Origin of the sequence: Paracoccus halophilus (assembly GCF_000763905.1) — a bacterium.
Taxonomy (GTDB): domain Bacteria; phylum Pseudomonadota; class Alphaproteobacteria; order Rhodobacterales; family Rhodobacteraceae; genus Paracoccus; species Paracoccus halophilus.
On sequence record NZ_JRKN01000029.1, the window covers coordinates 10,986 to 37,082 of the forward strand.

General features: G+C 61.9%; 27 protein-coding genes. 23 read left to right on the top strand and 4 right to left on the bottom strand.

The window, feature by feature from the left end; genetic code table 11:
- Positions 1 to 28 precede the first annotated feature (28 nt).
- The 5 genes from IT41_RS15515 to IT41_RS15535 all read left to right on the top strand — a co-directional run bounded on the left by IT41_RS15515 (position 29) and on the right by IT41_RS15535 (position 8,109).
- The gene (locus tag IT41_RS15515; RefSeq protein ID WP_036743083.1) at positions 29 to 4,351 is read left to right on the top strand and encodes a strawberry notch family protein; all 4,323 of its coding nucleotides are present in this window, start codon (positions 29 to 31) and stop codon (positions 4,349 to 4,351) included.
- Complete coding sequence (locus IT41_RS15520) at positions 4,351 to 5,388, top strand: DUF7146 domain-containing protein (RefSeq protein ID WP_036743086.1); 1,038 nt, start codon at positions 4,351 to 4,353, stop codon at positions 5,386 to 5,388. The genes IT41_RS15515 and IT41_RS15520 overlap by 1 nt, the downstream gene beginning before the upstream one ends.
- A gap of 306 nt (positions 5,389 to 5,694) precedes the next feature.
- On the top strand, positions 5,695 to 6,621 hold the full coding sequence (locus IT41_RS15525; RefSeq protein ID WP_036743088.1) for a DUF2493 domain-containing protein: 927 nt from the start codon (positions 5,695 to 5,697) through the stop codon (positions 6,619 to 6,621).
- Positions 6,622 to 6,772: 151 nt separating this feature from the next.
- Positions 6,773 to 7,213, top strand: coding sequence for a hypothetical protein (locus IT41_RS15530; protein WP_036743127.1), 441 nt, complete (start codon positions 6,773 to 6,775; stop codon positions 7,211 to 7,213).
- Between the two features lie 569 nt (positions 7,214 to 7,782).
- On the top strand, positions 7,783 to 8,109 hold the full coding sequence (locus IT41_RS15535) for a DUF736 domain-containing protein (protein WP_036743090.1): 327 nt from the start codon (positions 7,783 to 7,785) through the stop codon (positions 8,107 to 8,109).
- 61 nt (positions 8,110 to 8,170) lie between these two features.
- Here IT41_RS15535 and IT41_RS21910 read toward each other — a convergent pair whose 3' ends face one another.
- The gene (locus tag IT41_RS21910; RefSeq protein WP_269429321.1) at positions 8,171 to 8,293 is read right to left on the bottom strand and encodes a PIN domain-containing protein; all 123 of its coding nucleotides are present in this window, start codon (positions 8,291 to 8,293) and stop codon (positions 8,171 to 8,173) included.
- 334 nt (positions 8,294 to 8,627) lie between these two features.
- On the opposite strand from IT41_RS21910, the gene IT41_RS22070 reads away from it, so the two are divergent.
- Together IT41_RS22070 and IT41_RS15545 are read left to right on the top strand one after the other, a co-directional pair.
- Entirely contained in the window at positions 8,628 to 8,843 is a 216-nt protein-coding gene (locus IT41_RS22070) for a transcriptional regulator domain-containing protein (protein WP_074948165.1), read from the top strand.
- Positions 8,782 to 9,423, top strand: a complete 642-nt coding sequence (locus tag IT41_RS15545) for a DUF2285 domain-containing protein (protein WP_231564769.1) — start codon at positions 8,782 to 8,784, stop codon at positions 9,421 to 9,423. The genes IT41_RS22070 and IT41_RS15545 overlap by 62 nt, the downstream gene beginning before the upstream one ends.
- Positions 9,424 to 9,430: 7 nt before the next feature.
- On the opposite strand, the gene IT41_RS15550 is transcribed toward IT41_RS15545, so the two are convergent.
- Entirely contained in the window at positions 9,431 to 9,727 is a 297-nt protein-coding gene (locus IT41_RS15550; protein ID WP_414811559.1) for a DNA -binding domain-containing protein, read from the bottom strand.
- A 461-nt stretch (positions 9,728 to 10,188) separates the two neighbouring features.
- On the opposite strand from IT41_RS15550, the gene IT41_RS15555 reads away from it, so the two are divergent.
- The 9 genes from IT41_RS15555 to IT41_RS21685 all read left to right on the top strand — a co-directional run bounded on the left by IT41_RS15555 (position 10,189) and on the right by IT41_RS21685 (position 16,983).
- Positions 10,189 to 10,461, top strand: a complete 273-nt coding sequence (locus tag IT41_RS15555) for a helix-turn-helix transcriptional regulator (RefSeq protein WP_036743091.1) — start codon at positions 10,189 to 10,191, stop codon at positions 10,459 to 10,461.
- Positions 10,462 to 11,553 carry a replication initiator protein A gene (locus tag IT41_RS15560; RefSeq protein ID WP_036743092.1) on the top strand — a complete coding sequence of 364 codons (1,092 nt, stop codon included), beginning with the start codon at positions 10,462 to 10,464 and terminating at the stop codon, positions 11,551 to 11,553.
- Positions 11,550 to 12,203: a ParA family partition ATPase gene (gene parA / locus IT41_RS15565; RefSeq protein WP_036743094.1), complete on the top strand. Its 654-nt coding sequence runs from the start codon at positions 11,550 to 11,552 to the stop codon at positions 12,201 to 12,203. Before IT41_RS15560 ends, parA begins: the two co-directional genes overlap by 4 nt.
- A complete protein-coding gene (locus IT41_RS15570; protein ID WP_036743095.1) occupies positions 12,200 to 12,454 on the top strand; it encodes a hypothetical protein in 255 nt (84 codons plus the stop codon). Before parA ends, IT41_RS15570 begins: the two co-directional genes overlap by 4 nt.
- Positions 12,451 to 12,969 carry a DUF2840 domain-containing protein gene (locus IT41_RS15575; RefSeq protein ID WP_036743097.1) on the top strand — a complete coding sequence of 173 codons (519 nt, stop codon included), beginning with the start codon at positions 12,451 to 12,453 and terminating at the stop codon, positions 12,967 to 12,969. Before IT41_RS15570 ends, IT41_RS15575 begins: the two co-directional genes overlap by 4 nt.
- Positions 12,966 to 13,511, top strand: coding sequence for a S26 family signal peptidase (locus tag IT41_RS15580; protein ID WP_036743138.1), 546 nt, complete (start codon positions 12,966 to 12,968; stop codon positions 13,509 to 13,511). The genes IT41_RS15575 and IT41_RS15580 overlap by 4 nt, the downstream gene beginning before the upstream one ends.
- 35 nt (positions 13,512 to 13,546) lie before the next feature.
- On the top strand, positions 13,547 to 13,882 hold the full coding sequence (locus tag IT41_RS15585) for a DUF736 domain-containing protein (RefSeq protein WP_013368398.1): 336 nt from the start codon (positions 13,547 to 13,549) through the stop codon (positions 13,880 to 13,882).
- A 4-nt stretch (positions 13,883 to 13,886) separates the two neighbouring features.
- Complete coding sequence (locus IT41_RS15590) at positions 13,887 to 14,597, top strand: lytic transglycosylase domain-containing protein (protein ID WP_036743101.1); 711 nt, start codon at positions 13,887 to 13,889, stop codon at positions 14,595 to 14,597.
- A 1,153-nt stretch (positions 14,598 to 15,750) separates the two neighbouring features.
- Positions 15,751 to 16,983: a DUF3363 domain-containing protein gene (locus IT41_RS21685; protein ID WP_269429322.1), complete on the top strand. Its 1,233-nt coding sequence runs from the start codon at positions 15,751 to 15,753 to the stop codon at positions 16,981 to 16,983.
- Here IT41_RS21685 and IT41_RS15600 read toward each other — a convergent pair.
- A complete protein-coding gene (locus IT41_RS15600; protein ID WP_231564771.1) occupies positions 16,980 to 18,404 on the bottom strand; it encodes an aminotransferase-like domain-containing protein in 1,425 nt (474 codons plus the stop codon). The genes IT41_RS21685 and IT41_RS15600 overlap by 4 nt on opposite strands.
- 110 nt (positions 18,405 to 18,514) lie before the next feature.
- Here IT41_RS15600 and IT41_RS15605 point away from each other — a divergent pair, with 110 nt between their 5' ends.
- The gene (locus tag IT41_RS15605; protein ID WP_036743107.1) at positions 18,515 to 19,384 is read left to right on the top strand and encodes a DMT family transporter; all 870 of its coding nucleotides are present in this window, start codon (positions 18,515 to 18,517) and stop codon (positions 19,382 to 19,384) included.
- A 41-nt stretch (positions 19,385 to 19,425) separates the two neighbouring features.
- On the opposite strand, the gene IT41_RS15610 is transcribed toward IT41_RS15605, so the two are convergent.
- The gene (locus IT41_RS15610) at positions 19,426 to 20,370 is read right to left on the bottom strand and encodes a LysR family transcriptional regulator (RefSeq protein WP_081967584.1); all 945 of its coding nucleotides are present in this window, start codon (positions 20,368 to 20,370) and stop codon (positions 19,426 to 19,428) included.
- 46 nt (positions 20,371 to 20,416) lie between these two features.
- On the opposite strand from IT41_RS15610, the gene IT41_RS15615 reads away from it, so the two are divergent.
- The 6 genes from IT41_RS15615 to IT41_RS15640 form a co-directional block, all read left to right on the top strand.
- A complete protein-coding gene (locus IT41_RS15615; RefSeq protein WP_036743109.1) occupies positions 20,417 to 21,400 on the top strand; it encodes an aldo/keto reductase in 984 nt (327 codons plus the stop codon).
- The gene (locus IT41_RS15620) at positions 21,397 to 21,774 is read left to right on the top strand and encodes a carboxymuconolactone decarboxylase family protein (protein ID WP_036743110.1); all 378 of its coding nucleotides are present in this window, start codon (positions 21,397 to 21,399) and stop codon (positions 21,772 to 21,774) included. The genes IT41_RS15615 and IT41_RS15620 overlap by 4 nt, the downstream gene beginning before the upstream one ends.
- Positions 21,775 to 21,832: 58 nt before the next feature.
- Positions 21,833 to 23,026 carry an MFS transporter gene (locus tag IT41_RS15625; protein WP_036743111.1) on the top strand — a complete coding sequence of 398 codons (1,194 nt, stop codon included), beginning with the start codon at positions 21,833 to 21,835 and terminating at the stop codon, positions 23,024 to 23,026.
- Positions 23,027 to 23,083: 57 nt separating this feature from the next.
- On the top strand, positions 23,084 to 24,055 hold the full coding sequence (locus IT41_RS15630) for a quinone oxidoreductase family protein (RefSeq protein WP_036743114.1): 972 nt from the start codon (positions 23,084 to 23,086) through the stop codon (positions 24,053 to 24,055).
- 81 nt (positions 24,056 to 24,136) lie between these two features.
- Positions 24,137 to 25,036 carry a LysR family transcriptional regulator gene (locus tag IT41_RS15635; protein ID WP_036743119.1) on the top strand — a complete coding sequence of 300 codons (900 nt, stop codon included), beginning with the start codon at positions 24,137 to 24,139 and terminating at the stop codon, positions 25,034 to 25,036.
- A gap of 154 nt (positions 25,037 to 25,190) precedes the next feature.
- Positions 25,191 to 26,097, top strand: a 907-nt coding sequence (locus tag IT41_RS15640; RefSeq protein ID WP_197056011.1) for a type IV secretory system conjugative DNA transfer family protein, incomplete at its 3' end; no start/stop codon positions are given.

The following is a 26,097-nucleotide window of genomic DNA, read 5'->3' on the forward strand; positions in this document are numbered from 1 at the left end:
GTCCTCCCGCTCTCCTGAGGTTCCCGACATGAACATGGTTTTCCCCGTGGCCGATCCGGTCACGCCGCTGGCGGCTGCGCCCGCGATCCTGGCTGCCGCCAATCTTCTGCTCCCCCATCTCGAACGCGGTCAGCGCGTCGATGCCGCCACCTTGCGCGGCGCGATGGAAACGGCCTTCGGCGCGTCCGACGCTACCGGCGCGTGGGACTGGAAGCTGGCCTATGAGGCGTGCGAAGTCTCTACGGTTCTCTTCCTGCGCAAATACGGAAAGGCGCTTTTCCGTAAAGCCGTGTCTCCGGCTGCACGGATTTCCGTGCTGGCAAAGATCGCCGGACTATTGCCGACGCAGACCCGCCGCTCCGAGGAAAGCCAGAGCTTCCAGCAGTTTTCGACGCCTGTTCCGCTCGGCCTTGCCGCTCTGACGGCTGCCGCGATCACACCTGATGACAGGGTATTGGAACCATCGGCTGGCACCGGCCTTCTGGCGATCCTGGCGCAAACCATCGGCGGTTCGCTGATCCTCAATGAACTCGCCGAGACCCGCGCCGATTGTCTCGCCTCGCTCTTTCCGGCCTTTGCCGTCACCCGGTTCGACGCCGCCCAGATCGACGATCATCTGGCCGTAGATGCGGTCCCGTCCGTTGTGCTGATGAACCCGCCATTCTCGGTCATGGCTAATGTGAGCGGGCGCGTGGCTGATGCGGCATACCGCCATGTCGCCTCGGCGCTGGCCCGCCTTGCTCCGGGCGGCCGGTTGGTGACGATCACCGGCGCAGGCTTTGGCCCCGAAGCTCCAGCCTGGCGGGAGGCTTTCATCCGCTTGCAGGCGCGTGGCCGTGTGGTGTTCAGCGCCGCCGTCGATGGCGCGGTCTATGCAAAGCACGGCACCACGATCGACACGCGGCTGACCGTTATCGACAAACTGCCCGCCGACGAACCGGCGAGTTTCCCGGCCTCGCCAGGGATCGCGCCCGATGTCGCCACGCTGATCGGCTCGATCGAGGCGCAGGTTCCGCCGCGCCTGCCAGTGTCATTGCCGAAGATCGTGGTGCCCGCTTCGGCCACCGCGGCGAAGACCGTGCGGGGCTATCTGGCTCGCTCGGCGGCACCGCGGACTGCCGCTGCTCCCGCCAACGATCCCGAGGGCGTCGAACTGGCCTATGATACCGTCGACTGGACGCCACCGGAAGGCGCTCGCCTGTCCGATGCCATCTATGAGGAATACGCGCTGCAATCGCTGCGCATTGCTGGCGCACAGCCGCATCCAACCAAGCTGGTGCAATCCGCTGCAATGGCCTCGGTCGCAACGCCCAAGCCTTCCTACCGGCCCATGTTGCCCGCAGACATCTGCACACGTCTGTCGGATGCCCAGCTGGAAACGGTAATCTATGCCGGGGAAGCCCATGCCGATCATCTCGCGGGAGCCTGGACCGTGGACGAGCATTTCGACAATGTGAGCGCCGCGCCCGAGAATGCTGCCGGATCGATCCGTTTTCGCCGAGGCTTCATGCTCGGTGATGGAACCGGCGCTGGCAAGGGCCGTCAGTCCGCTGCGATCATTCTCGACAACTGGCTGCGCGGTCGTCGCAAGGCGATCTGGATCTCCAAATCCGACAAGCTGATCGAGGACGCGCAACGCGACTGGTCGGCGCTCGGCATGGAACGGCTGCTTGTCACGCCTCTGTCACGCTTCCCTCAAGGCGCAAAGATCACGCTGTCGGAAGGTGTCCTTTTTACCACCTATGCCACGCTACGCTCCGACGACCGGGGCGAGAAGGTTTCGCGCGTGCGTCAGATCGTCGAATGGCTGGGGTCCGATTTCGATGGAGTCATCATCTTCGACGAGAGCCATTCCATGCAGAATGCCGGTGGCGGAAAAGGTGAACGCGGCGATGTCGCCGCCTCGCAGCAGGGACGTGCGGGCCTGCGGCTTCAGCACGCGCTGCCCGATGCCCGCGTGGTCTATGTCTCGGCGACCGGCGCGACCACCGTTCACAATCTCGCTTATGCGCAGCGCCTCGGCCTCTGGGGCTGCGAGGATTTCCCCTTCGCCACCCGCGCTGAATTTGTCGAAGCGATCGAAGTCGGCGGCGTCGCGGCGATGGAGGTGCTGGCGCGCGATCTGCGGTCCCTCGGCCTCTATACCGCCCGCTCACTCTCCTATGATGGCGTCGAATATGAACTGATCGAGCATCAGCTCACGGACGAACAGCGGCACATCTACGACTCATATGCTGCCGCCTTCGCCGTGATTCATGGGAACCTGGACGCGGCCATGGAAGCCGCCAACATCACCGGCGGCGAGGGAACGCTGAACCGGCAGGCCAAGTCGGCGGCGCGTTCGGCCTTTGAAAGCACCAAGCAGCGCTTCTTCGGCCATCTGCTGACCTCCATGAAAACCCCGACGCTGATCCGGTCCATCGATGCCGATCTGGAAGCGGGCCATGCGGCCGTCATCCAGATCGTCTCGACTGGCGAAGCCCTGATGGAACGGCGGCTTTCCGAGATTCCGACCGAGGAGTGGAATGATATTTCCGTCGATGTCACGCCCAGGGAGTACGTCGGCTCGTATTTGCAGCATTCCTTCCCGGTGCAGCTCTATGAACCCTTCACCGATGGCGAGGGCAACCTGTCGTCACGCCCCGTCTTCCGCGATGGTCAGCCGGTGGAATGCCGCGAAGCGGTAGCCCGGCGCGACGAGATGCTGGAGCAGCTTGGTTCGCTTCCGCCTGTCCCCGGTGCGCTCGACCAGATCGTGCAGCGTTTCGGCACGGATATGGTCGCCGAAGTCACAGGCCGTTCGCGCCGGATCGTGCGCAAGGGCGATGGGGCATCGGCACGTCTTGCGGTCGAGAACCGTGCGCCTTCTGCCAACCTTGCCGAGACTTCGGCCTTCATGGATGACCAGAAGCGCATTCTGGTCTTCTCTGATGCCGGTGGCACGGGGCGCAGCTATCACGCCGAACTCTCGGCGAAGAACCAGCGGCTGCGCGTGCATTACCTGATGGAGCCGGGCTGGAAGGCAGATGCCGCCATTCAGGGGCTGGGCCGCACCAACCGGACCAATCAGGCGCAACCGCCGCTGTTCCGGCCGATTGCCTCCGATGTCAAAGCCGAGAAGCGCTTCCTCTCGACCATCGCCTGCCGCCTCGACACGCTGGGCGCGATCACACGCGGCCAGCGCCAGACCGGCGGGCAGGGGCTGTTCCGCCCCGAGGACAATCTGGAATCCGCCTATGCCCGCGATGCGTTGCGCCAGCTCTATCTGCTGATCGTGCGCGGCAAGGTCGAGGGTTGCTCGCTCGAACGGTTTGAATCCGCTACCGGCCTGAAGCTGATGGACTCGACCGGCATCAAGGACGAACTGCCGCCGATCACCACCTTTCTCAACCGCCTGCTGGCGCTGACCATCGAGTTGCAGGGCATCCTGTTCTCGGCCTTCGAGCAGCTTCTGCAGGCGCGGATCGACGGGGCGATTGCATCCGGCACCTATGACATGGGGCTGGAAACGCTGAGGGCCGAAAGCTTCATCGTCACGGACCGGCAGGTGATCCACACCCATCCGGGCACCGGCGCGGAAACTCGGCTCCTGACCCTCACCGAGCGCAAGCGCAATCAGCCGGTCACGCTCGATGCAGTCCTGGCTGAACTGGATGATCCCCGCGCAAGATTGCTCATCAACGAGCGATCCGGTCGCGCCGCCGTGCAGATCACGACCACCAGCGTCATGCTGGATGATGGCGAGATCGAACGGCGTGTGCGGCTGATCCGGCCCATGGAGGCGATGAACATTCCGGTGCGGGCGATGGGCGAGACCCATTGGATCGAGGCCGGCCGTGCCGCCTTCACCGCGGCCTGGAAGGCGGAACTGGCCGAGGTGCCCGAGTTCACCGACAGCATCCTGCATATGGTGACAGGTTTGCTTCTGCCAATCTGGAAACGCCTGCCGCAGGACTCCTCCCGCGTCTATCGGCTCCAGACCGACGAGGGCGAGCGCATCATCGGTCGCCGGGTATCGCCGGCTTGGGCTGCCAATGCTTCGGCCAGTGGCGTCACCCGCAGCCTGACACCGGATGCCGCCTATGCCGCGCTGATCGAAGGTCGCACGATCCTTGATCTCGCCGAAGGGCTGCAACTGCGCCGCGTCCGGGTCATGGGCGCCAACCGGATCGAACTGACCGGCTTTACTGACGCAATGCGCGACCGGCTGCGGGCCTATGGCCTCTTCAGCGAGATAATCTCCTGGAAACTGCGCTTCTTCGTGCCGGTCGGCGCAACGGGACCGGAGATCACCGGCAAACTGCTTGACCGCTTCCCGGTTGAACGCATCGGTGAGCGGGAGGCCGCATAATGGCGCGTCTCAACGCTTCCGAATTGGCGCAGCGTCTGGGCCGACAGGCCGAGGCGGTGTGCCGCTACTATCTGTCGAACGGGCGCAAACAGGGCAATTACTGGCAGGTTGGTGATGTCCGAAACACGGCTGGCCGCTCCATGTTCGTCCGACTGCACGACAGCATGAAAGGCGTTGCCGGTAAATGGCAGGACTCGGCCACGGGTGAATATGGCGATCTGCTCGATGTCATACGGGACTCGCTCGGTCTGATCGACTTCGCAGACGTTGCCGAAGAAGCCCGGCGCTTCCTCAGCCTGCCGCATCCTGAACCGCAGCCGTCATCCCGTCCGTCCCGAACGCCAGCACCATCGGGATCATCCGAGGCCGCACGCCGCCTCTGGCGCATGACGCAGCCGCTGATCGGCAGTATCGCAGAAACGTATTTACGCGGACGCGGCATTACGGATTTACGCCAGACCGCAAATCTGCGCTTTCACCCCAACTGCTACTGTCGGCCCGAGGAGGATGGCCCGACCGAAACATGGCCCGCCATGATCGCCGCCGTCACCGACTTCGATGGCAGGATCACCGGCGCACACCGCACATGGCTGGCCCCTGACGGTTCCGGCAAGGCACCTGTCGATCCGCCGAGGAAGGCAATGGGCGACCTGCTCGGACATGCGGTGCGTCTCGGTGATGCGCGGGATGTCATGGCAGCGGGGGAAGGTATAGAAACCATCCTGTCGCTGCGTCAGGCTCTGCCCACCATGCCGATGGTTTCCGCACTTTCGGCCGGACACCTCGCCGCCATCCTGTTCCCGCCGCAACTGCGCAGGCTCTATATCGTCCGCGACAACGATCCGGCAGGTGACAGCGCCCGCGATAGCCTGGTGGACCGGGCGCACGAGGCCGGGATCGACGCCATCACGCTCTCGCCCATGATGGGGGACTTCAACGAAGATCTCGCAACTTACGGGCTGGATGCCGTTCGGGCAGAAATCCGGGTGCAAATCGCTCCCGAGGACGTCAGCCGCTTCATGGCATCAGTCGCATAGCCGGTACGGGGCCGTGATCGGGGCGTTCCGATCCTGTCATGCGCATAGGCTGCATCCTGTCATCAGTAGAGGACCGCGCCTTGGCCTTCCGAGAGGGCGATCGGCCCACAAACGCTCCGGTCAGGCAATGGCGGCGCCCGACTGATTTCCGTCGGCGGCAGAGCCGCCTTTACAGCGCGAAACAAATCAGCCCGGCTTTGCCATCAAGGCCCTCGCCAGAGGCTCGCGCTGCCAGACCGGAGCGCCCGTGAGCTTTCGTCGCCATGAAGGCCGCGACGGTCGCGGTCCAACTGACGGAAGCATCCCATGTACGCGCACGACGATTTCGAACCCGATCACAGCACGTCCCCGACCGGCCATGCCATCGAAGAACTCGAACTCTACGGCTACCGCCCCTCGGAAGACGAGGCCGATCCCCGGATCACACCCGAAGATCACGCCATCCAGGGCGCAGTCTCCGACATCTTCGACGCCCTGATTTCCACCATGGCCGATACCAGCCTCGATTTCGACCTCGACGAAATCCTGTGGTCCACCGTCAACACCTTCCACCGCGCTGTCGAGCGGATCGAGACCAAACTCGACGATAACGAGCAGGCACAGAAGTGCCTTCAGCGCGAACAGGACGGCAGCGAGGTCAAATCCGTCCAGCTCGAAACCCTGATCGGCGCGGGCCAAAGCCTGATCGAGCGCCGCGACAGCATGGAAACCTTCCGCGATACCGCCGCCGACATCTATCTGCGCACCACCGGAACGCCCTGGTCGCAACGCTCCGGCTCACGGGTCAACCATCGCCAGATGACCTCGGCCATGATCGACAGCCGCGACTTCATCGCCGCAAAACGCCGGGCCGACAACGAGGTGCTGCTGCCCGCCGGACCAAAGATCGCCTTCTCGGGCGGCGACACCACCGATCACCGGACGATCTGGGCCAAGCTCGATCAGGTCCACGCCAAGCACCCGGACATGGTGCTGATGCACGGCGGATCACCCAAGGGCGCGGAACGCATCGCGGCCACCTGGGCAAATAACCGCAAGGTCGCACAGGTCGCATTCAAACCCGACTGGGCAAAACATGCCAAGGCAGCACCGTTCAAGCGCAACGACCAGATGCTCGGCATCATGCCGATCGGAGTCATCATCTTCCCCGGCACGGGCATTCAGGACAACCTGGCCGACAAGGCCCGCAAGATGGGCATCCCGGTCTATCGCTTCGGGACCGGCAGCGCGTAAGCGCTGCCTTCCCACCTCACCATGAGCATGACGATGGTGCCCGCCGATCATTCCGTGTCGCATGGACAGGCATATTCATGCTATATGTCGCAGTGCGCTGTGGTGGTGGTGGAAGGCGCAACCGTCCAACCTTTTGCACGGAGACACCACCATGATTGTTCTCGGAATCCTCGTTTCCATCGCAGCCATCGGCACCATGTGCTGGCTGCTGTTCAATCTCGCCGTATTCGCCCTGCCGTTCTTCATCGGCCTGAATGCAGGCACCTGGGCTTATGGCACAGGGGCTGGTTGGCTCGGCGGCATCGTAGTCGGTCTTCTCGCCGCCGGTCTGACACTGGCCGTCGGTCAGGGCCTGCTCATGCTAATCCGCCCGATCTGGGCACGTTTGCTGATTGCTCTGGCCTTCATCGCTCCGGCGGGGATGGCCGGGTTCTATGCCACCCTTGGTATCGTCAAGCACATGATGCCGTCTGAGACATGGCAGCTCATCTTCTCGGTGATCGGGGCGATTGCGGTGGGCGTGACGGCTTTCCTGCGCGTTGCAGGCATGGCGGCAGCCGGTCCAGCGGACGGGAACCTTGCACGCACCTGAACCGCAATGATCCGTTGATGGCGACCAGAAGCGGGTGCGGATCATCTTCCATCTTCGTCAGGAAAATGGTGGCAGACAGCGACCAGGCATCGGATCAGCTTGAGGCACAGACGCGGCCCATAGGAGCGCAGAACTGTCCGCAGCAGCGTTTGTGGTCTGACCAGAACCCGGTTGGGGGCAATGCCGGTAGAACAGGCCGGGAAGAAAGATGCGCATGGCCTGAGACGCAGGGCGACAGGCAAGGCCGGTGTTACCCGTCTGGTCATCATGATGGGCTTCAAGATTGCCACGTCTCCGTTCAGCCCCCCGTGTCTCGACCGCTCCAAACGGCCTCTTCAATGGCCTGATCTGGCCGAAGAACAGCGCGATGCGCTTCGACCGCTTTAGCGCAACAGCGTCGTCACAACTTTCTTCCCCTGACGGCAGAGCCGCCATTCCGCGCGGAACAAGAAAGTTCCTCCTGTGCTGTCCAGCCCCCAAAGGGCGTGCGCCAGCGTTCGTCTCCGGCCCGTCGATCGCCATAGAGGCCGCAATGGTGCGGGCTCGGAAACGGAAAACGGAGACTTAAAATGGCAACCATCGGCACCTTCAAGAAGACCGGCTCGAACGACTTCACCGGCGAAATCGTCACCCTCAGCGTCCAGGCCAAAGGCGTGCGCATCGTTCCCGACCTGCGCGCCACCGGCGAGAACGACCCCAGCCACCGGGTTCTGGTCGGCCGCGCCGAAATCGGCGCCGCCTGGTCCAAGCGCTCCAACGAGGGCCGCGACTATCTGGGCCTCAAGCTGGACGATCCGAGCTTCAACGCCCCGATCTATGCCAACCTCTTCGATGACGAAGAAGGCGACACCTTCTCCCTCATCTGGTCCCGCCCCAACGGTCGCCGCGGCGACTGAGGCGCGGAACAAAGGCCCCGACCGCAAGGTCGGGGCCTTTCTCATACCCGCAGGAACGCTGTCACGCCCACCGCAACCGCTGCACCCGGTTCTCCACCCGCACGCCGAGGATGCGGACGAACTCCTTCATATTGTTCGTTACCATGATCAGCCCCTTGCTGCGGGCGTGTGCGCCGATCTGCACGTCGTGCGGCCGGCAGGGCGCCCACAGGTTCCAGGTCGGCGCGGACTTGCCCGTAATGGGCGGCCGCCTTGTCGCCCAGCGGGCCGCGCTATCGACTGCGCCGGAACCACGCGGTGTTTCGTTTCCGCCATTCGGCTTCGATCACTGACACGGGAATGTCGCCAGGGTGTCTCCCATGTGGTGCGCAACAGTGCTAACGAAAGATTGTATAATGGATTGATCGGGTTAGGCGATCCACTTATCGCGTTACACACGCTACCGTAAAACCATTCAATACCGCAGCCTTTTCAAGTCGGACGTGGCCTTGTGCCGTCCGGCTTTGGGAGGACGCGCCATGCAGAGCATAGATTGGCGTACTCCGGCGGCCTATAAACGCATTAAAGACCTTCCGCCCGCCGGGTTCGCCTGGGAATATCTTCGTCGTAACGAAGACTATCGCCATGACGTCAAGAGACTCGCGCAGAGGAGAGAACCCGCGGGGGAAGAGGTTGACGCCTTTGCTTCCCGCTGGGGGGTGCGATTTCGCACACGACCCCGACGCGCAGCCTGACGGCGCACCGCCTTTCTGGTCTCCGCATTTCAATCCGCAGGCCATTATTCTGTCTCCGGTCGAGCAGAACGATGCCGATGGCGGGCGGCTTGTCGCTCTTGCACATCTCGATGGCCTGATCCTGCGCCGCGCGCCGGATGGCTGGCACGCAATCTGGCGTATCGGTGGGATGGAGCATCAATTCTGGCTGCCACAGGGCGCGATCGATGCGGCAGCTTTCTATGCTGCAATCCTGCCCATGGACGAGTTCATGGAGTTACGCGCCCATGCGGCCCGCCGTCTCTGGAGGTGCCTGACAGGCCGCTCTCCGGGGCCGGATATTCGTGCCATGCCAGCGCAGCTTCGGCAATGGCACCTTCTGTCGCTGCGGGCGCTGGACGCACGGCTGCACGGCGAAAGCTATCGCGCCGTTGCCGAAGTCCTGCTCGGCTTCCGTGGCGACAAGGAAGATTTCGAGACTGATCCGCGCAAGAACAAGGCACGTCGTCTTGTTGCCCACGGCATCAGGATGATGCGCGGCGGCTATCGGCTGCTTTTGCATTATCCGGTCAAGCCGATTCCACGATCAAAAGGCGACTGAGGCGATCTCACCGATTCCTGTTTGCGGCAGCCTGTTCCAGTATTTGCCTGTAACCTTCCCGCGACAGCCATTGGGCGCGTTCCAAATGGCTCTGCCAGCATCGCCGGGTGCGCATCTCATCTGATTCCGGATCGCGGTGCAGAACAATTCGCGCCACTTCCTTCCAGTCGGCTTCCTCGGACTTGGCGTCCAGAATACGCAGATAGGTCACAAAGTGCTGCTCGTCATAGGCGGTGATGACATGGCCGGACGGGGCCAGATCATCCACATCGGGGTCAAGTTCGACGGGTGCTTTCACGGTCATTCCCCTTCTTTCAGAAGAGTTTCTGCGGTTCGCCCCCGCAATAAAACTCTCTGACTCCTGGTGATCGGGGAGTTAGTAACCGTGTTGAACGGCCCCATGGCCTTTAGCTGGAAAGCCTGTTGCATACGCCACAGGCTCCCCGACCATAGGGTCAAGGAGTGTGGTGCCGTCACGGCCGACACCAACCGTCAACAGGGGTTACTAAGCCCCGGAGCAGTGCGTCTGCCCCATCTGCATTCATAGCCGAACTGCGCGCGGATGTCTTGGGCGAATCCGCAGCGGGCTCACTGAGTTGCTGAAATCTCACGTCTTTTCGCGCTGACATAGCCCCTTTCGGGGGTGCCGTCTGCGCATAGGCGCAAATGCGGCACGCTACACACCGCCGATCACTTCCCATGGTTCGCCATAGCGCGCCGCCGTCTCCGGCAGCCGCACCAATCTGACGAACCGGAGGTGATCTCATGGCCGAGCGCCGCAACACGGAAATGCCACCGCGCATGCTGCGTACTCAGGAAGCAGCACGTTTCCTTGGCATTTCTCTTCGCACGTTGGAAAAGCACCGGACCTACGGGACCGGCCCGACCTATCGCAAAATCGGTGGCCGGGTTCTCTACACGGTCGAGGATCTTCAGGCCTGGGCCGACATCGGCGCACGCAAATCCACCAGTGACAAGGACGCCGGCACGGTCTTTCCGGCTCGCCCCCTGACGCCTGAAGAGCGGAGCAAGCTCTGAATGCGGCGCGTCGATCACCCTGACGCTCTGCGACGAGAAGGCGGTAGCGAGCGCAGCCACCTCGATCCCTTCGTGGTCGCAACCGGCGATGCCAGTCCGCGCGACCAGCGCGATCTGATGGAGCGGCCTTTCTTCTCGCTGGCGAAGACGCCGCGCACGAAGCCGATCCTCTACAAGACCGCCGATGTCGAGGTGCAGGTGTTCGGGATGCCCGAACATGGAATGGCGACGATCTGGGATGCCGATGTGCTGATCTGGGCTGCAAGCCAGATCGTTGCCGCCGAAAACAACGGTATCAAGACATCCCGCTTCTTCCGCTTCACGCCCTATCATCTGCTGCGCGCCATCGGCCGCGACACCGGAAACCGGCAATATCTGCTGCTGAAGGCAGCGCTTGCCCGGCTGCAATCCACGGTCGTCGCCACGACGATCCGTAACGGCAAGCATTGGCGCCGCCGCCAGTTCTCCTGGATCAACGAATGGGAGGAGATGACCACGCGCGACGGTCGCGTCGAGGGCATGGAGTTTGTCCTGCCCGAGTGGTTCTACAACAGTGTCCTTGACCGTTCTCTGGTCCTGACCATCGACCCGGATTATTTCCGGCTGACAGGCGGTATCGAGCGCTGGCTCTACCGTGTCGCCCGCAAACATGCCGGGCATCAGCCACATGGCTGGCTGTTCGAGATCGCCCACCTCCACCAGAAATCCGGCAGCATGGCCCGGCCATCGGACTTTGCGCTGGACCTGCGCCGCATTGCGGCCCGCCAGCCGCTGCCCGGCTACCAGCTCAAGATCCTGCGCGAAGATCGCCGTGAACTGCTGCGAATCCGCCCTGAAAATCTATCCACAGTGCCTGTGGATAACATTGTGGATGCCGTCGGTACATCAGGCGCAAAGGGTATCGGTACATCAGGCGCAGCACTATCGGCACATCAGGCGCACGAACCCCAGTTAAGCCTCTGGAACGAAAAGCAGAATCCGACTGCTAACATAGAATCTAACATAGAATCTAACTTTTCTTCTTTGACGCGCGCGCATGAAAGGCACGGTGCCAGTGCCACTTTCCGCCGACCTGGGCGGGGTAAGCCATGATCGTCGCGCTCCTCAACCAGAAAGGCGGTGTGGGCAAGACCACGCTGGCGCTGCATCTCGCCGGAGCCTGGGCTGCGCAAGGCAAGCGCGTCATCCTGATTGATGCCGACCCGCAAGGCTCCGCACTCGACTGGTCGCAGCGGCGCAGCCATGAAGGGCTGCCAAGGCTGTTCACCGTCATCGGCCTTGCCCGCGATACCCTACACAGGGAAGCGCCGGAACTGGCGCGTGACGCCGATCATGTCGTCATTGATGGTCCGCCCCGTGTCGCTGCTCTGATGCGCTCAGCGCTGCTTGCAGCCGATCTGGTGCTGATCCCGGTGCAGCCATCTCCTTTCGACGGCTGGGCCTCGGCCGAGATGCTGGCGCTTCTGAACGAAGCACGCATCTATCGCCCTGAACTGGCCGCCCGTTTTCTGCTCAACCGATGCGGTGCGCGCACCGTCATCGCCCGCGAAACGGCCGAGACACTGGCGGACCATGATCCGCCCTTGCTGGCTACGACGATCGGCCAGCGTGTCGCCTTCGCCGAAGCCGCACAGACCGGGCGACTGGTCTCCGAGACTGATGGCGGCGAACGGGCCGCACAGGAGGTCACAGCGCTGGTGGGCGAGATCGATGGCCTCGGTATCGGGAGGATCGTGCCATGACACGTCCACCCGTCAAATCCGGCTTCGCATCGCGTCCGGGCAATCCCGATAGCTGGGTCAGAGCCGCCGAGGCGCCGACAACCGGCAAGACGGTTGCGGATGCGTTCACCGCCCGCCTGACCATCGACATCACGCCCGAACTGCGCGGGCGCATCAAGGTTGCGGCTTTCCGGCGTGGCGTCACCGTCGCCGTGATGCTGCGCGAGATGCTGGCCCGCGAGTTTCCACCCACCGAAGGAGATCAGCCATGACCGGCAAAACCGTGCGCGCCGCTCTTGAGCATCCGCAGGCGGACGGGCCTGCACCGTTCACCACAATGGTCGAACTGACCTTCCAGAAGAAGAAGGTCGAGCGCTGGATACGCTTTGGCCGCAAGAGCTTCGAGCAGATCATCGACCGCCGCCGCAGTCTGATCGGCTTTGCGCCCGAAAGCATCTTCGCCTTCGTCCGCTGGGCCTCCAACGATTACGGCACCATCGTTTCGCGGCTCGACATCCTGCGTGCTACCGGGCGTGGCGAACCGTACCAGACCGTGCCCTTCGTTCGTCCTGGCGGCGAGATACTGCTGCGTATCGACGGCTGGCGACAAGTCCAGCGGGTGCTGGCCCTGATCGATGCGGTGGACGCGCTTGGCGTCGACCCGGCCGATGTTGCGCCGGACCATTGGCGACACGTCCACAACCGTTTGAGTGCCGGTCAGGAACCCAATCCCTACACCCCGGAGCGCCATGCCGCATGGGTCAGCCGCCGGAGGATCGCGCCATGAGCCGCCGCCATATCCTCGCTGTGTCCATGCTGGCCGTCGGCACGCTTGTCGCCACGGCGGTTGCCGATTTGCCAACCCGGCTGATCTGGAATGCGACTGCCAGCGCGCCCATCGGCTTCTACACGGTTGCTCCCGCCGATGCGCTCGAAGTTCCCGAACTGGTCGCCATCATGCCGCCCGAACCGCTCGCCGACTTTATGGTCGAGCGTGGCTATGTCGGGCGCGACGTCCCGCTGCTGAAGCGCGTCCTCGGCCTGCCGGGACAGCGCGTCTGCCGCAACGGCATGATCATTACCGTCGATAACGTCGAGATAGGGGACGCGCTGGAGCGCGACCGCAAGGGCCGCGATCTGCCGGTCTGGCAGGGCTGCCGCATCATCGGCGACGGTGAACTCTTCCTCATGAATTGGGACATCCGGGACAGCCTCGACGGCCGTTACTTCGGACCTGTTCCCGCCAGTTCCGTCATCGGCCGGGCGCTGCCGCTCTGGACCGATGGGGAAGGTAATGGCCGCTACGAATGGCGGGCGGCCACGCATTGAACCCACGCCAAAACCACCAACACAGGAGACATACCATGCCACAGATCGGTCAATTCGCGCGTGACGCATCCGGCTTTGCCGGTCAGCTCGTCACGCTCACCATGAAGCGCGATCTCGTCATCGTGCCCGCTGAACATTCCGATGCGGAAAATGCGCCGGACTATCGCGTCCATTACATTGAACATGACGGGCCGGAGGTCGGGGCTGCTTGGAAACGCACCGGCGAAAAGGCTGGCGAATATCTCTCGGTGCTGCTCGACGATCCCGCCCTGCCGCAGCCGATCCGCGCCAACCTGTTCCGCGACGACGATGCAGGCTCGTCATGGTCGCTGCACTGGAGCCGCCCGCGGCCCCGCGAAGACCGGGACTGAGATCATGCGATCCTGCGCCCTTCTTCTCTTCACGGCCCTTCTGTCGGCTGGCAGCGGATTGACGCCAGCCATTGCGCAGGTCACGCCGCAACCCGCGCCTGTTACCGCGCATCCCCATGCTGCTTTCATTGCCGAGGCGTCACAGCGCTTCGGCATTCCAGAGCACTGGATTCGGGCCGTGCTGCGTGTGGAAAGCGCGGGTGATGTACGCGCCATCTCATCGGCGGGTGCAATGGGACTGATGCAGGTCATGCCCGATACCTGGGCGGGCCTGCGCAGCCGCCATGGCCTCGGGCGCGATCCTTACGATCCGCGCGACAACATCCTCGCAGGTACGGCGTATCTGCGCGAGATGTGGGACCGCTATGGCAATGTCGCGGCCATGCTTGCCGCCTACAATGCCGGTCCCGGTCGCTATGACGAGCATCTGGCGACAGGTCGCACTTTGCCCGCAGAAACACGCGCCTATGTCGCCACGCTCGCACCTGTTCTCGGGCATGCGGCTGCGCCTGATGTGCCGACGATCGTGCCGCCGCCACCGCCGGATTGGCGCGAAGCTCCGCTCTTTGTTGCGCAATCCGGCGGCAATTCGGTGGCGGCCAATCAGCCGTCGAGCGACGTCCGCGCAACCGTTCCTCTGCGCGATTCCGTCGATCAGGAGCCGCAGGACGGCGGCATTTTCGTGGCCCGTGCGAGCAATGGAGATGCGCCATGAGCATGACGTCTCCACGCGCTTTCGGTCCGCTTCCGGTGTGCAGTCACGCAAGGGGTCGCCTGGCTGCATTCCCGGCAGGAAGGGCAAAAAGGGCAGGGAAGGCGGAGGGCAAGATAAAGGAAACCGGCACCCTGTCGGGCCGGTTTCTGGGCAAGCCCTTGTCTGCACACTGTTTTGGGGCGCGGCGCACGGCACCATGCTTTTGGGTCTCGCGTGCCGCGATATGGCGCAAAGCCTTGGTTTTGCTGGGTTTTGACCGGCACTATAGTCGAATATCTGCCGTTTGCGTACCAAAACGGCATGGGATGCGCCCATGAGCGCCGACGACGAGAACCGCTTTCGCCCGAGGCCAGGTCGGATCAAATCCGACGTGCCGAAGGCGGGCAAGGCGAAGAGCTTTCTGACGCAGGCGAAGAAGCTTGCGCGTCAGCATAGCAACCGCTCCGGCAGATCATCATCATTCGCATCACGGACATCCTGGTCGCCTTCATCTGGTTCGGCCGGAAAGAGCGGGAAGGCATCGCGGGCTGGCAAAGGTCCGGGCGTCAAGCGTGGCCGAGGTGCAGCCTTTGTCCGCGCCCGAACCCTGTCGGGCAGTTGGCGTCACAGTGCGGCCGGAGTGCGCCGCGTCGTCGTCAAGACCCGATACGTCCAGAGCGCGGGGAAGAATGGCAAAGGGGCAGCCCATCTGCGCTACATCCAGCGCGACGGCACCTCGCGCGATGGCGAACGTGGCCAGCTCTATTCCGCCACCGAGGATCGTGCCGATGGAGATGCCTTTCTTGATCGCGGCAAGGATGATCGCCACCAGTTTCGCTTTATCGTTTCGCCCGAAGATGCCGCCGATCTTTCCGATCTCACCGAACACACCCGAGACCTGATGATCCGCATCGAGGCCGACCTTGGCACGAAACTCGATTGGGTGGCGGTCAATCACCACAATACCGGCCATCCCCATGTCCATGTCATTGTTCGGGGGAAGGACGATCTGGGCGAGAACCTGGTCATCAACGGCGACTATCTCGCCAATGGTATTCGTGAGCGGGCGAGCGAACTGACCACGCTGGAACTCGGCCCCGTGACCGAGATCGAGCAGAGCCGCAAACTGTCCGCCGAAATCGATCAGGATCGCTTCACGCGCATCGACCGCGCCATGACCGAGGAGGCCGATGAAAGGTTCCTCGATCTGCGCCATGAACCGACAGATGCACGCCGCCAGTTCAACCGGACGCTTCGCCTGCGCCGTCTCGCCAAACTCGAAAAGATGGGGCTGGCCACCGAACACGCGCAGGGCGTCTGGGAGCTTGGCGCGAAGATGGAACCGGCGTTGCGTGAACTGGGTGAACGCGGCGACATCATCCGTAACATGCACAAGGCGCTGAAGGCTGATGGGCAGGAACGTGATCCAATAACCTTCCAGCTTCACGATGCAGCACCCGCGGCACCCATCACCGGCCGCGTTGTGGACAAATATCTCACTGACGAGATGGGCGAGAACCTGACGCTCGTGGTGGACGGCATCGACGGACGAACACACCATCTTCCCGGCATTGATCCGGCCCGCGTCGAGGACGCCCGGATCGGCAGCATCGTGGAAGTCGGTCTTGCAGATACAGCGCAACGTCCCTCTGATCGCACCATCGCCAAGATCTCGGAGAACGGTATTTACCGGCCAAGCCGTCATCTCGAACAGGTGAAATTCGAGGGACGTGTGCCGGGTGGTGATTACGAGGGCTATGTCGATGCCCATGTCCGACGACTGGAGGCGCTGCGCCGCGCTGGCATTGCTGAACGGATCGACGCTGACCAGTGGCGCATCCCCGATGACTTCGAGAATCGCGCCGCCGCCTATGATGCTGGTCGCAACCGGCAGGCCAGCATCCGCGTCGTCTCCACCTTCGATCTGGAAAAGCAGATCGGCGCCGATGGTACGACCTGGCTGGACCGGCGACTGGTGACGCCGGACGCTTCGGACCTTACCCCGGCAGGGTTCGGTCAGCAGGTGCGCGAGGCGATGGATCAGCGCCGTGAGCATCATATCGCACAGGGCGATGCCACGCGGCAGCAGAATGGACGCATTCTCTATAGGCGCAACCTGCTCGCCAATCTGCGCGAACGGGAGGTGGCCCGCGTCGGCGCGGAAATGGCCGAGAGCAAGGGCTTGCCATTCCGCGCGGCTGCCGATGGAGAAACTGTCACTGGCAAGTTCACCGGGACCGCACATCTATCGAGCGGCAAATTCGCCATTATCGAAAAGAGCCACGAGTTCACTCTCGTCCCATGGCGGCCAGTAATCGACCGCCAGATCGGCCGCGAGGTTGCGGGCATCGTGCAGGGTGGATCAGTCTCGTGGCAGCTTGAGCGGCAGCGGGGATTGGGCCTTTAGCAGTTTGACGGGCAGGACTTTCCAATCGTGCGTTGCAAAACGTCTATGACAATCGGATCGTCGCATTGGGCGACGTTGAAACGCATGAAGCTGGCAGCCGTTTGCGATGCGCTGAACACGTTACCAGGGGCGAGCACAACATTGTCGGCCAAGCTGGCGCGCGCCATATCGGCGGAATTACAGCCGTCTGGTAGGCGGCACCAAAGATAGAACCCGCCACGTGGCATCAGCCACGGCTCGATTCCGATGTGCTGCAGTTTCCCTGCCGTCTCGCGGCGCACTCGCGCAAGACGGCGGCGCAATTCCTCCATATGCTTGCGATAGCTGCCGCTCGACAGAACGCTGGCGATCAGTTCCGTCGCCAAGGGACTCGGCCCGCCAAAGCTGGTCGCAACCTGTAGGTCCAAGAGGTCGGAAATCCAGTCCGGGCGGGCAGCGATGTAACCGCAGCGCACCGAGGCGGATAGGGTCTTGGAAAAGCTGCCAATACGGATGACGCTGTTGAGGCCATCCAACGCTGCCAATCGAACCGAAGGTTCCGGCTCGAAATCGGCAAATATGTCATCCTCCACGATGGTCAGGTCATGGGCGGCGGCGGCATTGAGAAGACGATGCGCAGCCTGCGCCGTTAGGGTCGCGCCCGTAGGGTTGTGAAGCGCGGAGTTGGTGAGATAGAGGCGCGGACGCTCGGCAGCGAGTATCGCCTCGAAAGAGGCAATGTCCGGTCCCGACGGCGTATAGGGCACGCTGGCAATCTTCACCTGATGCGCGCGCAACAAGGCCCGAAAATTGAAGTAGCAGGGATCGTCCACCAGCACCGCATCGCCCGGACGAAGCAGGAAACGGCAGATCAGATCGACCGCTTGTGTTCCCGATGCGGTCAGCAAGAGTTGGTCGGGCGATAACTCTATTCCTTCCTCGGCAAAACGCCCCATCAGGAGGCGACGCAGCGTGAACGAACCACGCGTGCTGCCGTAGTCCGACAGAACGGCATTGTCGGCACGTGCGATGGCGCGCAACGCCCGGCGCAGCGCCTCATGCGGCATCCAGTCCGGCGGAAGCCAGCCGCAACCGGGTTTCAGCGCCGCAGAATCAGCATCGAGCGATTGCCGCGAAACCCAGAACGGATCGACCGCGCGCTCTGTCGGGGGCAGTTTTTCCGCCAGAACCAAAGGTGGCAACGCGGATGCGGAGACATAGAAACCCGATCCTTGCTTCGCGCGGATCAACCCTTCGGCCGCGAGCCGGTCATAGGCTTCGACGACCGTGGAGGGAGAAACGCCCATCGTCTTGGCGAAGGCCCGAATAGATGGCAGCCGGTCGTCGGGGCCAAGCGCTCGACTGGCAACTTTCGCCCGTATCGCCGTCATCACGTCGATGGTTCGCGTTCCCCTGCGGCCGACTGGCTGCTCCACCACCACGCCCAAGTGTATTACCTTCTCTATCAATACGGTTTGTTTTAATTGTATTGATTTGTAGCTGATCGCACCAGCCAAAATCGTCTATTCCCGCGAATGGAAAGCGAGGTGTGATGGACGATACAAGATCATCGGTGGAAGGCTGGGGCAGCGGACTGCTCGGCGTTATCATTTTCAGCGGCTCCCTGCCTGCTACGCGCGTGGCGGTAGCGGATTTCTCGCCGCTGTTTCTGACCTCCGCACGGGCCGTCATCGCTGCGCTGCTAGGGGCTGCGCTGCTCATGCTTTTGCGGCAGGCACGTCCGCAACACGGGGATGTGCTGTCTCTGGCCATCGTCTCCATAGGCGTGGTGATCGGGTTTCCGTTACTGACCGCGCTCGCCCTTCAACACATCACATCCGCCCATTCCATTGTATTCATCGGCCTTCTGCCGCTTGCGACCGCAATATTCGGCGTGCTGCGCGGTGGTGAACGACCGAAGCCGATGTTTTGGCTGTTTTCGTGTTTGGGGAGCGCAACGGTCGTCGCCTTCGCGATTTCCAATGGTGGGTCTAGATCACAGACCGGCGATCTTCTCATGATCGCGGCCATTATCCTTTGTGGGCTTGGCTATGCGGAGGGGGCTAAACTGTCGCGCCGCCTCGGCGGATGGCAAGTCATTTCATGGGCGCTGGTTCTGTCGGCTCCCGTGATGCTGGTGCTGACAATGGTGACGCTTCCGGCCTCATTGGAAGGCATCGGCGCTCCCGCGTGGCTAAGCCTCGCTTATGTATCCGTGTTCTCCATGCTGGTGGGCTTTGTCTTCTGGTATCGAGGCCTTGCGCTCGGCGGCATCGCAGGCGTCGGCCAGTTGCAGTTGCTTCAACCGTTCTTCGGTCTTGCACTTGCGGGTTTTCTGCTGGGAGAGCCTGTCGCGTGGACAATGATCGTGGCCACTGGCCTCATCGTCGTCTTCGTGGCCTTTGCGAAAAGATTTGCGTGACGCTGCGCGCCGTCTCCAACTTCTTCGGCTCGCCACCAAATTCACCCAAAGTAGGGCGTTTCGAGTTCCTGTTTGGCCTCGCGGAGCATACTAGCCAAAAAGTCCGCCACCACTCGAACCCTACGCGATTGAGCGAGGTCCGAATGGACGGCAAGCCAGATTTCTTGGTCAATGCCAAGATCGCCTTGCAGGCAGACAAGGTCGCCCTGTCGCCCAAGAAAGTGCGGAAGCACAGCCAATCCGACGCCCGAGATGGCGGCGACGAGCTGCGCCGAGAGTGTCGTTGTCGCCAGAGCCGGCGCACGTCCGCGCAACGCGCGCTCAACCCATCGGGCGGAAGGAAGATGACCGTAGGTTTCGCACCATGTGATGAAGCGATCCGCTTCAAGCCGGGCATCATCTTGACGATGTTCGGCATAATCACGCGAGGCATAAAGGCCGAAACCGAGCGTGCCGAGACGCCGGATTGTGACATTCCCCCGCTCGGGCTTGACAAGTCGAACGGCGAGATCAGCATCGCGCCGGTGCAGATTGACCGCCGGAACGTCCGTGACGACCTCCAGTGTGAGGTCTGGATACTGATTGGTCAGCTTCGGCAGTGCCGGGATAATGATATGGTTTGCCAGCGTCTCGGCCGTGGCGAGCCGCACGCGTCCCGCGATCCCAGCTTGTGCAGCCGATCCTTCGGTAAAGGCTTCGGCTGCTTCTTCGAGCGTTTCGGCGCGCTCAAACAGCGCCGCCCCGTCATCCGTGAGGCGATAGCCGTTCTGGTGCCGGCTGAACAGCGTCAGTCCGAGCGCGGCTTCCAGTCGTTCGATCTGGCGCGACACGGTGGCCAGGCCAGTGCCGAGACTGGCCGCCGCGCCGCTCAACGACCCGGTGCGGGCAATGGCGAGGAACACCCGCGCATCGTCCCAGCGAAGGCGGCCCGCGCCATGCTTTCCGATTTCGGAAATCTGTTTACGGTTCTTGGTGGTTTTATTCATCGAAAGAGAAAACCATCTTTGTCTCCGAAGAACAAGGAGCAAAGCAATGCAACAGCGAACACTTGGTCCCGACCTATCGGTTTCCTCCATCGGGCTTGGCTGTATGGGGATGAGCGAATTCTATGGTCCACGCGACGACGAGGAATCACTCGCGGTGCTGCAACGAGCTGTCGATCTGGGCATCGACTTCCTCGACACCGCCGACATGTATGGCCCGCACCACAATGAAGAACTGATCGGGCGCTTCCTCGCCGAAAGCGGTGCCAAGGTGAAGATTGCCACCAAGTTCGGCATCGTACGCAAACCCGGCGAATACGCACGCAGCATCGACAACAACGCCGACTACATGCGTCGTGCCTGCGAAGGATCGCTCAAGCGGCTTGGGGTGGAGCGGATCGACCTCTACTACGTCCACCGAATCGACCGCGAGCAGCCCATCGAAGAAACGATGGAGGGACTGGCTGCCCTGCGCCGCGAAGGCAAGATCGGCCATATCGGGCTTTGCGAAGTTAGCGCCGAGACGCTACGCCGCGCTCATGCCGTCCATCCGGTCACAGCGGTGCAGACCGAATATTCGCTCTGGACCCGCGATGTGGAAGCCGAGATATTGCCGACTTGCCGCGACCTGGGCATCGGCTTCGTCGCCTATTCGCCGCTTGGGCGCGGGTTCCTCACCGGAAGATTTCAGGCTGGATCGCAGTTCGAGGAAGGGGATTTTCGCGCCAGCCTGCCGCGTTTCACGCCGGATAACGCTGCGACCAACGGTGCGCTGGTAGATGTCGTGCGTGGAATTGCAGCCGAAAAGGACTGCACCCCGGCACAGGTGGCCTTGGCATGGCTGCTGGCCAAGGGCGACAACATCGTGCCGATTCCCGGCACCAAGCGGATCAAGTATCTCGAAGAAAACGCTTCTGCCACTTCTGTTGGATTGTCTGCTGACGAACTCGCCGACCTGGAGCGCTCGATCACTGTGCTTCCCGTAGCAGGGGACCGTTACACGGCGGAAGGCATGAAGGGAGTCAACATATGACCCTGGATCGTCGTGCCAAGGCCCTTGCTCTTCTTGAGCAACTCGATCCTGACGCCCCAACGCGAGTTGCCGCCAATCTGGACGCGCTGTCGGATGACTTCCTCGAAATCATTCTCGGCTTCTCATTTGCGGACATCGTGTCTCGTCCGGGCATCGACCTTCGCACCCGCGAGATGCTGACTGTCTCGGCTTTGATGGCGATGGGGACGGCGCCGGGACAGCTGGAATTCCATATCCGTGCGGCTTTGAATACCGGCGTCACCCGCGAAGAGATCATCGAGATCCTTCTTCAGATAGCGGTCTATGCCGGTGTCCCTGCCTGCATGAATGGCATCTCTGCCGCCAAAAAAGCTTTCGCCTCTCAAGCGGTCTGACATCTCCGGACTGTTTGTTCGGGGCCGCTAGACCTTCCAATTCCAAGGTTCAATTCAAATGCAAGAACAAGAAGAACGCCCTTCGTGGCGAAACTGGCTGGCTGTCGGCGTCCTGGGGGTCGGATCATTTGCGATCGTCACCACGGAACTGGCACCTATCGGTCTGCTGACTCCGATAGCAGGCGATCTGGGCGAGAGCGAAGCCAGAGTCGGCCTGATCGTTACCGGCTACGCCTGGATCGCTGCCGCTGGCGCATTGATTTCGGCAATGGCATTGGGACAGATGCCCCGGAAGCCGCTTCTCGTGGCGCTGATGCTTGTGCTGGCATTGTCCAGTGCCGTAGCGGCCATGACCACGACCTTCCCGGCGCTTTTCGGTGCCAGAATAATTGGCGCGGTGGCTCACGGCATCTTCTGGGCGATGATCGGGACGCTCGGTGCGCAGATCGTTCCGGCCAGGCATGTCGGCATTGCAACATCGATTATTTTCGGCGGCGTGTCGGCAGCCAGTGTTCTGGGTGTTCCCTTGGCGGGAATGATCGGCCACCTCGATAGCTGGCGAACGGCGTTTGGCTGTATCGCCGCACTATCTTTTGTAACCGCCGCCGCAATTGTCTTTTCCGTGCCGCGAGTTCAAGCCACTTCGCCGGTAGGTAGAAAAGCTCTTTCGGCCATTGCCCGAGATCCGGTGTTTCTTCGAATTTACGGTGCAACAGCTTGTGCGATAACGGCGCATTTTGCTGCATTCACCTATATCGAACCATTGCTTTCCGACAGTCTGCATATGCCACCGAATACATTGTACGCGCTCCTTTTTGCGTTCGGTGTAGCCGGTCTCCTTGGCAATGTGCTTACCGGTGTCTTCGTGGACCGCTACCTCAAAGAGCTCGTATCGGGGGCGCTCGCGTTGATGGCGTTATGTCTGGGTGGAATTGGATCGATCGGTGGTGACGCAGGCGCGGTTATCGTCGGTATCCTACTGGTTGGCTGGGGAATCGGTGTTGCGGCTGTCTTCGTCGGTTTTCAGACTTGGATTCTACGCGCAGCGGGTGACGCGGCACTTCCCGCATCCGCAATATATGTTGCGATTTTCAATGCGGCGATTGGTACAGGCGCGTTGCTGGGTTCGATTGTTATTTCCTTCACCAATCTTGGCGGCCTCATGATGGTCGCAGCGGTCGCGCTCACCGCCAGCCTCATACCCGTGGCTTTGTTGTCGAACCCGGCCGCTTTGCAGTCGCCCGGACAATAGGTGTGCCGCATCAAAGTTGCGTCACGGATTCTGAAACAAAACTCGCGGAGAATATGTATGGATACTGTAGTCCTCATGACCGGCGTCGGCGGTGTCGAAAAATTGGAGGTTTCTCAAATCTCGTCGGAACAGCCGGGGCCTGGCATGGTGCGGATAAGAAACCTCGCTATCGGCGTGAACTTCATCGACATCTATCACCGGACTGGCCTTTATCCCCTCTCTTTACCTGCCACCCTCGGCGTCGAGGCCGCGGGAGTAGTGGAAGCTTTGGGCGAAGGTGTCACTGGCTTTTCGATCGGGGATCGCGTTGCCTATGCCGGTGCGCCGGTCGGCGCTTATGCAACTGCGCGCTCTTTGCCGGTTTCCCGGCTCATCAAACTGCCGGACGGTATAGAGTTTCGCAGCGCAGCGGCGTCGATGCTCAAAGGGCTGACTGCCCATATGCTGCTGACCCGCACCTATGCCGTTGAACGTGGAACGACCATTCTTATACACGGTGCTGCTGGCGGCCTGGGTTCGATCCTCGTGCGTTGGGCGAAACACATTGGAGCCACGGTCATCGGCACGGCAGGGTCGGAAGGAAAGGCCGACATCGCGCGATCCTACGGTGCGGATCATATCATCGTCGGGAGAAATGCTGATCTTGTGTCCGAGGTCGGATCGCTGACCCAAGGCGTCGGTGTAGATTTTGCCGTCGACGGGATCGGTGGTGATACGCTGCTTAGAAGCCTGGCTTGCACCCGGCGCTTCGGCACGGTCGCAAGCATCGGTCAGGCAGCCGGACCTATTCCGTCACTTGCGGTAGAGGATATCGGTCCCATCCGTTCGTTGTCGCTCGCTCGGCCAAGTGTGATGGCTTATGCCGCCGACCTGCCAGCCTATCATCGTGCAGCCGAAGCTTTGCTCGAAATGATGCAGAAAGGCGTCTGCGCCGAGATTGGGGGCGAGTATCCTCTGGCCGACGCGGCGCAGGCTCAATCCGATCTTGAAGCCGGTCGCACGACCGGAAGCCTCTTGCTGATACCGTAGGGCACCTCAATGCGTAGGCGGAGGAGCAACATTACAGAAAGCGCAGAGCTGAGAAGTGCTATTCTTGGCGTTCGCGTTCCGATGGTCGCTTTGGTCCAGGCGCTCGCGGTCGCAGAGTATCTCAGCTTCCACCGTGCAGCGCAGGCGCTCGGCACCAGCCAGTCAAGCGTCAGCTCACGGATAAAGGCGCTGGAGGAAGATTTGGGCGTCGTCCTCTTCGACCGTAACACGCGCGGCGTCCGCGTGACTGAAGCTGGCCGACGTTTCGTCGATCATGTCGAGGACGCGATGGGCATCCTGGACCGTGCCATCAAGACGGCGGGGATGCAAGCGTGCGGAAAGGACAGCATGCTTCGCATCGGCATCCACGCCCTCACGCCGGGCTGCTTTCTAGACCGACTGCTGGAGCGGTTTCATACCAAGAATCCCGGCGTTCAACTGCATATCACCGAGGGCACGGCGCGTGATGGGCAAAACATGGTGCGAGAAAGCAGGCTTGATGTTGCCTTTATGGCCTGCACCCACCAAATCCCGGATCTCAATTCCCGCGTCATCTGGCGGGATCGCTTGATGGTGGCGCTGCCGGTGAAGCATCCCTTGGCAGCACAATCGGATGTGGAGTGGCAGCAGCTTGCGAGCGAAACCTTCCTTGTTCGCCATGGTGGGACCGGTCCACAGGTTCATGACCTTATTGTGCTTCGCTCGGCCGGGAAATGGCCAACGCCTACGATCCGCCGCGTCGATACTGGCCGCAGCGCGCTGTTGTCGGTGATTGCTTCCGGGCATGGTGTCTCGCTTTTTGTTGAGGAAACCGCGGCGGCGTGCACGCCAAATCTGATTTTCCTTCCAGTGGTTGACGAGCCCGAAGCCATCCCATTTTCGGCCATCTGGTCGCCCCACAACCGAGATCCCGCACTATTGAATTTACTCACGCTGGCGACACAGATGGGCCGCACAAAGCCGAAGTTTGATTCGCGATAGTCCACCGTGAACGGTGCCGGAATAGCGCCGCCGTCACCCATCCGATTTGCCGCCGATAGTATTCGGCAGCCCTATGGCCACACCTTGGCTGTTGCACTTCCCGAAAACGCCCATTCTCTGATCGGCTCCGTCTCTTTTGCCGATTGGAATCTATATGCGTGGAGGGCGAATACTCTGGGGCCAGATCATTGTCGTCTTCACCATCGTCGTGGTGATGGTCTGGGCTGCAACGCAATGGGTGGCTTTCCGGCTCGGCTTCCAGCCAAAGCTCGGCAATCCCTGGTTCGATGTTGCGGGATGGCCGTTCTATTATCCACCGGCCTTCTTCTGGTGGTGGTTTTCCTATGACGCCTATGCGCCCGGCATCTTTACCGAAGGCGCGTTCATCGCCACGTCCGGGGCGGTTCTTGCCATAGCTGCCGCCTTCTTCATGTCGATCATCCGGGCAAGGGAAGCCCGCAATGTTGCCACCTACGGTTCGGCGCGATGGGCCGAGGATAAGGAAATCCATGCGGCCGGATTGCTCGGCCCCGATGGCGTCGTGTTGGGGCGGCACAGCAAGGATTATCTTCGTCATGACGGCCCCGAGCATGTGCTGTGCTTTGCGCCAACCCGATCCGGCAAGGGCGTGGGCCTCGTCGTGCCGACGTTGCTGACCTGGCCGGGAAGTTGCATTGTCCATGACATCAAGGGCGAGAACTGGAATCTGACCGCAGGTTTCCGGTCCCGTCATGGCCGCGTCCTGCTGTTCGATCCGACCAATGTGCACTCGGCAGCTTACAACCCGCTTCTGGAAGTGCGGCAAGGTGAATGGGAAGTCCGTGATGTGCAGAACATCGCGGATATTCTCGTTGATCCCGAAGGCAGCCTCGACAAACGTAACCATTGGGAAAAGACCTCGCACAGCCTGCTCGTCGGCGCGATCCTGCATGTTTGTTGTTCGGCGTGGAATAAGGACCCCGCTTCTGGGGTGATCGGCGTCCAAAAGGGACCCCACCGACCGGGGGTTGGGTCCATTGTGTTTCCGATGATTATCGGAGGCCTTGAGCGGGATGTTGATC